We start from the raw sequence: 5,363 nt of genomic DNA on the forward strand, positions 1-5,363 counted from the left end.
TGCCACACCAGCGTGATCGCGGCGACCACGCCGCCGATCGCCGCGGCCACCAGCGCCTGGTGCAGCCACTGCAGGCGCTGCTGCATCTGCGCGGCCTCCTGCAGGTCGCGCCGGCTGTCGGCATCGCCGAACGGCGGCAGCGGCTCGTGCGCGCCGCTCCAGCGCAGCACCGAGCGGCTGCGGCCGTCGACCACCAGCAGCTCGCGCCCCAGCCACCCGAGGTCGCGCGGCTCCATGCGCTCGGTCTGCGAGAACAGCAGCTCGCCGCCGCCGGGCAGGATGTCGGCCACCACGCCGACGATGCGGTCGTTGCCGAAACGGATCACGGTGGCCAGCGGCAGCGGTTCGTTGACGTCGGTCGCCTGCGGCGGATGCGGCCGCGCCAGGCCCAGGTAGCGGGTGCCGCGCGGCGCCGGCACGTCGACCGCCTGCTGCAGCGCGAGTGTGCGGCCATCCAGCCGTTTCAGCTGCAGGCCGTTGGTGTCGGTGGTCCACAGCGCATCGCCGCTCCACCACAGGCCGTTCGTGAAGCGGTAGGTGCCCAGCACGGTGCGCGCGAGGAAGCGGCCGTCGCGGCCGAACAGCGCCACCGCATGGCCGCCGCCGGTCGATGCCGCGATGCGCCCGTCCTCGGCAAAGGCCAGGTGCACCGCGCGGCTCGCGTGCTCCACCAGCTCGGGCGGCCATTGCAGCGTGATGGTGCCGGTCGGCAGCAGCGTGGCCGGGTCGAGCAGGTGGATCGTCGGCTCGTTGTCGAGCCGGATCGCCAGCAAACCGGCGCCCGGGTGCCAGTCGAGGCTGTAGGCGTGGCCGGGCAGGCCGATCTCGGCGAGCTTCGCCCGCTTGCCGCGGTGCCCGCCGGCGTCGAACGACCAGATTTCGTCATCGACGGCCAGCCAGGCTTGCGTGCCGTCGGGGCGCAGCGCCAGCGCCGACGGGCCGTGGAGTTCCAGCACGCGTTGGCTGACCTTGAAATCCAGCGCCAGCAGCACCAGCGCGAGCAACACGCACACGAGCGCGATGCGCGGCGTCTCCGCCCCACCGATGCGTGGGCGGCTGCGTGCCTTGGGGATATCGGTACTGCCGGATCCGTCAGCCCTGTCTCGGGCCGATCTGAGAAGAGTCGACATGGGGGGTCCTCGCCAGCGGGCAAGGGTATCGGAGTCGGCCGCCCGCCCGGCCCTCCCGGCCCTCCGCTGGAGCGGGCCATTCAACCGTTCAACCGGTCAGCCCCTCAATAACTGATGGTCAGCCAGTGAATCCGGCTCGCCTGGCAGGGCGCCGCCGCGCAGGAGCCGGCCAGTCCGGCGTCGATGCGGCCGGTGACATGGTGCTGGTGCACCTGGCCGTCGTAGAGGCCGGAGTCGGCATCCAGCGTCAGCGTGTAGGGCAGGCCGAGCAGCGTGCCGCCGCCGCTGTCCAGCGCCAGCGCGTAACCGGTGTTGCAGTCCGCGCTGAAGCTGTTGGCGGCGATGGCGGGCGCGGACTGGAAGGCGACGTAGTCCAGCGTCACCGCGGTCGGCATCGACAGGCTGCAGGCCGGCGGCACGTCGAGCGCGACGCCGCCGGTCCCGCTGCCGCTGCCGGTGCTGCCGCCGGACCGCGCGGCGCTGCCGTCCACGTTGTAGGCCAGCGTGACGAGCAGCGTGTCGCGGTAGCTGCCCGCCGCCGGCCGGAACGCCCGCGCGGGCGCCACCAGGTAGAAGGGCAGCTGCGTGCTTGCCATCGGGCCGCCGGCGAAGACCACGCTGCCGCTGAGCGCGTACGGCGCGCTGCTGCCCCACGGGGTGCTGGCGGTGGCGTCCTGCCACAGGCCGTAGCCGATGCCGCGCCCGGCGTTGTCCTCGGCGGCCAGCGCGTGCGTCGAGCCGACGGTGGCGCTGAACGAGGCGCTCGCGAGCGGGCTGTCCGCCGCCTTTGTGCACTGCACGGTCAGCGTGCCGCCCAGCGTCAGGGCGCCGGGCGCCGCCACGCTGCCCGACGGCGAGCTCAGCATCAGCGTGCAACTGACCGCGCCCGCCGCGGTCGCCGGCACGGCGAGAAGTGCCAGGGTGCCGGCCAGGGCACCTGAGCGTTGCGCGAAGCTCATCGCGACACCCCGGCGCAGGTCAGCGGTCCGAGGCGCGTGATGTCGTTGCCGTCGTCCGGCGGCAGCCGCATCGCCAGCGAGCACGACTGCCCGCGCCAGCGCAGCACCAGCGTGGCCGTCGGTGCGAGGCCGGTCACGAAGACCTCGCCGCGGCGCGCCATGTAGAACACCTGCGGGTCGCCGACGATGCCGACCTCGGCGCCCGGCGGCGCCGCTTCGCCGTCCTCCAGCCGCACGCGGATCAGGGCTGCGCGTCCGCTGCGCACCGGGAAGCGCAGCTTCACGACGCTGCGGGCCGGCGGCACGGCCGACATCTCCACCGAATCGAGTTCGGCGCCGATCGGCAGGTCCGACGGGTCGAGCCGCACCGCGTTCGCCTGGTACGCCAGCAACTGCGGCAGCAGCGCCCGGCCGTCGCTGCCGGTGCGGGCCGCGACCTGCCCGAGCAGGCTCACACCGACGCCGGGCTGGCCGGGCACCTCGACCAGCGCCATCGCGTTGCCGCTGCGCCGCGTGGCGAACAGCGTGCCGTCGACTGCCACCCAGGCGCCCTGCGCGCCGAGGCGCAGCGTCTGCAGCTCGCGCGTCTGGCCGAGGTCCAGCCCGAGGCTGCCGCGTGGACCGTCGCGGTACAGGCCGGCCTCGGCCTGCGCGGCGCTGCTGCGCTCGCCGGCCAGCAGGCGCCAGGCCCAGCCGTCGGGTTCGTCCGGCGAGGCGCTGAGGCCGACCAGGGTGTCGGAGTCGCCGTGCCGCGTGTGCGCCGCCGTCGTGCTGAGCACGCTGCGCGGTCCGAGCGGCACGAACAGCGTGGCCGTCAGCCGCGTGCCGGCGGTGCTGCCGGTGAGCCGCGTGACGGCCAGGCTCAGCGTGTTGCGCTCGCCCATGCGCAGGCTCTGCCCGGCGGTGGCCGCGAGGTAGCGGCTGCCGTCGCCGGCCACCGTCTGCGCGACGCTCAGCCCGAGGCTGCCCCAGGCCCCTGCGTTCAGCCGCTGGCTGAACGTCGTCTGGCGCCGCGTCGGCGGCGTCTGCAGGTCCTGGCCCAGCCCGCGCCAGGCGTCGGTGTTGCCTTCGGTGCGCAGCAGCCAGCCGCTCGCGACGCCGGCACGCTCGATGCTCAGCAGCCAACCCGCACCATGCCCAAGGGCACTGCGGCTGCCCGAGAGACCGGCCTGCACCAGCACCGGCCACGGCGTGTGGGCATGGCTGAGCGCGATGCTCGCCTCCTGTTGCGGCCCGGAGAGGCCGGCCCGCAGCTCGCCGGTCCAGTCGCGGCTGAGCCCCAGGCGATACAACCCGGCGCCGAAGCGGGTGGCGTAGTGCGCGTCGGGCAGGCCGAGGTTGCGCCGGAGCTCGCCGGCCTCCAGGCTCCAGTCGCTCAGGCCGGCCGCCAGCAGCGCGTTGCTCGACAGGAAGCTCTGCTCGACGACCGTCTCGCGGCCCAGGATGTCGCGCACCACCATGCGAACCTGCCCGGTGCTGTCGGGCAGCGGCAGTTCGTTGACCGTGAACGGGCCGGCCGGCAGGTTGCCGGTCTGGCGCAGCACGTCGTTGATGTACAGCTCCAGCGTGCTCGGCGCGCTGGAGGTGCCGGCCAGCGACGGGATCGGCCGGCTGATGAAGCCGGGGTCGAGCGCGAAGTTGCGCGACAGCTGCACGCCGCCGAAGAACACCGGCCGGCCGATCGCGCCGGCATGCGTGACGAGGTCGCCCAGGCGCAGGCTGATGCGCGGCTCGGGGAAGTCGTGCGTGAAGCTCGTTTCCAGGCGCTGCCAGCGCGGCGCCGCATCGAAGCCGCGCACCGCGAGGTTGCGCCCGGCGTGGCTGGACGACAGCACGCCGGCGTCGCCCGACAGAGCGAGCTCGACCAGCGCGCCCAGGTCCTGCTGCGCCATCGCGCCGCGCGCCGCCGAGCGGGTCAGGCTCAGGTCGTAGTTCAGCGCGAGGGCCGGCTCGGCCGGCGACACCGTCGGCCGCTTCGGCGCCGCTTGCGTGAGGCGCGTCGCCGCGAAGGCCTGCGGCGCGAAGTCGAGGTCCACCGATTGCGCGGCCGGGTGGAAGCGCGCGGCGAATCCCGGCAGCGCCGACAGCGGGTACCAGGCCTGCCCGCGCACGCGCAGCGGCGGCAGCTCGGGCCGGTTCAGCCGCCATTCGTCGAACGCGATCGCGGGGGCGAACAGCACGCCGGCGCGCTCCATCAGCAGCCACCCGCCGCTCGGCTGCTGGTTGACGCGCACCTCCAGCGGCATCAGCCGCTCGCCGGGCACGCGCTCCGCGCTTGCATCGACCGCCTGCGCCTGGGCGTGGAGCGACGGCAGCGCGCACGCCGTCATCGCGCCGGCCACCCAGGCGAGCCGGGCCGACCGGCGCAGCAGCGCGTGCCGGTCCATCGCGGCCGCGGCCTCACGGCAGCGCCAGTTCGTCGGTGCGGCGCGAGCCGTCGTCGAACAGCAGCGCCAGCTGCGCCGGTCCGGGCGCCACGTCAGGGTCGGACTGCAGCGCGATCGGGCGGCTGGCCCCCGGCAGCACATAGGCACCGCCGTCGAAGCGCGCGAGCTGCCGGCCGGCGCGCAGCACGCGCAGTTCGCGCACCTGCGCGTAGGCGCTGCCGCGGTTCTCGCACTGCGCGAGCAGCTGCGCGCCATCGCGCTGCAGCGTGCAGGCGAGGTCGCGGCGCGCCGCCGGCGGCGTGACGAACACCGGCAGGCTCATCGCCAGCGCGACCGGCACGCTGACGCCGGGCGCCCCCGGCAGCGCCTCCGGCACCTCGCGCATGACCAGGCGGTAGGTGAGCTGCCGGGCGGCGTCGCGCGGCACCACCATCGCCAGCCGCACCACCTGGCGCCCGCCGGGATCGAGCTTGACGATCGGCGGCGCCAGCACGAGGTCATCGGTGGGCGTCAGCACGTCGGCGCCGGCGGCATCCTGGCGCCACAGGAACAGCTCCGCCTGCAGCACCAGCGGCGAGTCGCCGTCGTTGCCGAGGGCGACCGCGACGGCACGGTCGCGCGGCGCCATGTGCAGCCGCACCGGCGAGATCGTGAAGACGCCGGCGGCGGCCGGTGCGGCCCCCAGCGCCAATGACAGCGCGAATGACAACGCCAACGGGAGCGCGGCCCATGTGGCCCGTGCGCGCGGCGGGCGCATCAGAAGATCATCCACATCTCGACCGCGCGGCCGGCGGCGACCTGTACCGGCCGCGCGTCGTCCGCCGCGGACTCGCCGTCGGGCGAGATCAGCCAGGACACGGTCTCGCCCGCGCCGTCGGCCGGGGTGG

General features: G+C 74.8%; 4 protein-coding genes. All 4 read right to left on the reverse strand.

The genetic code is table 11. The annotated features are described in order from the left end of the window. A partial coding sequence (locus ACXJLU_RS32580) for a WD40 repeat domain-containing protein (RefSeq protein WP_457337879.1) occupies nt 1-1,013 on the reverse strand: 1,013 nt, incomplete at its 3' end. A 221-nt stretch (nt 1,014-1,234) separates the two neighbouring features. Continuing rightward, nucleotides 1,235-2,089: a spore coat protein U domain-containing protein gene (locus tag ACXJLU_RS32585; RefSeq protein ID WP_457337880.1), complete on the reverse strand. Its 855-nt coding sequence runs from the start codon at nt 2,087-2,089 to the stop codon at nt 1,235-1,237. Beyond that, nucleotides 2,086-4,476 carry a fimbria/pilus outer membrane usher protein gene (locus ACXJLU_RS32590; RefSeq protein WP_457337881.1) on the reverse strand — a complete coding sequence of 797 codons (2,391 nt, stop codon included), beginning with the start codon at nt 4,474-4,476 and terminating at the stop codon, nt 2,086-2,088. The genes ACXJLU_RS32585 and ACXJLU_RS32590 overlap by 4 nt, the downstream gene beginning before the upstream one ends. 13 nt (nt 4,477-4,489) lie before the next feature. Next, on the reverse strand, nt 4,490-5,233 hold the full coding sequence (locus ACXJLU_RS32595) for a fimbrial biogenesis chaperone (RefSeq protein ID WP_457337882.1): 744 nt from the start codon (nt 5,231-5,233) through the stop codon (nt 4,490-4,492). Nucleotides 5,234-5,363: the final 130 nt, after the last annotated feature.

This window comes from Rhizobacter sp. P5_C2, assembly GCF_054049715.1.

Bases quoted from the DNA above. Each gene is read 5' to 3' on its own strand.
- ACXJLU_RS32595 (WP_457337882.1), bottom strand. From the start codon at position 5,233: ATGCGCCCGCCGCGCGCACGGGCCACATGGGCCGCGCTCCCGTTGGCG.
- ACXJLU_RS32590 (WP_457337881.1), bottom strand. From the start codon at position 4,476: ATGGACCGGCACGCGCTGCTGCGCCGGTCGGCCCGGCTCGCCTGGGTG.
- ACXJLU_RS32585 (WP_457337880.1), bottom strand. From the start codon at position 2,089: ATGAGCTTCGCGCAACGCTCAGGTGCCCTGGCCGGCACCCTGGCACTT.